Here is a 601-nt window from a genome sequence, read left to right as displayed (position 1 = left end):
ATCCTGTTTGGCACTTTCTTTCCAACAGTTATCGCCACATATGGCGGGGTTGACCATGTGGAGCGTGGGCTTATCCGCATGGGGCAATCCTTCGGAATGAGCTGGCTTTCTATTGTACGGAAGATCATTTTACCCGGAGCCCTGCCCGCGATCCTTTCTGGCGCGCGTATTTCTGCCAGTATCGCCATTATTCTGCTCGTCGCAGCGGAGATGATTGGCGCTGAGTACGGTATCGGCGCTTATGTTCTGATGGCTGGATCACTGTTTGCAACCGACCAGTTGATCGTGGGTGTTGCTATGCTCTCCATTCTGGGACTGTGTGTCAGCTGGCTGATTGGCAAGGCCGAAAAGGCCCTTTTGAATTGGCGGGGTTAAAACTGCAAAATGCGAACCCTCGCTGAGCAAGTCGGCGAGGGTTAGAATGCTAGGCAACACTGGCGTTACATGCATCCTTGAAGTGCGTCTCAAACACGCTCACCCAGCCATTGTTGTAGTTCTCGCGCATTGCAGAGCCGACTTCTCCAAGTTTTTCCCAGTCGTGGTGGCTGAGGACAACCTTTGTGCCCTCCCCGTCTTTTTCAAAGGTCACGTCAACACAGGT

Annotated in this window: 1 protein-coding gene; it reads left to right on the top strand. The window is 52.9% G+C overall.

Annotated features, from left to right (window positions below):
- A partial coding sequence (locus PPL9_RS33910; RefSeq protein ID WP_208989705.1) for an ABC transporter permease subunit occupies positions 1–375 on the top strand: 375 nt, incomplete at its 5' end.
- Positions 376–601 lie beyond the last annotated feature (226 nt).

Origin of the sequence: Pseudovibrio sp. POLY-S9 (assembly GCF_001431305.1) — a bacterium.
Lineage (GTDB): Bacteria > Pseudomonadota > Alphaproteobacteria > Rhizobiales > Stappiaceae > Pseudovibrio.
Note: the sequence above shows the minus strand (reverse complement) of the source record. Positions and strands in the feature narration are given on the sequence as shown.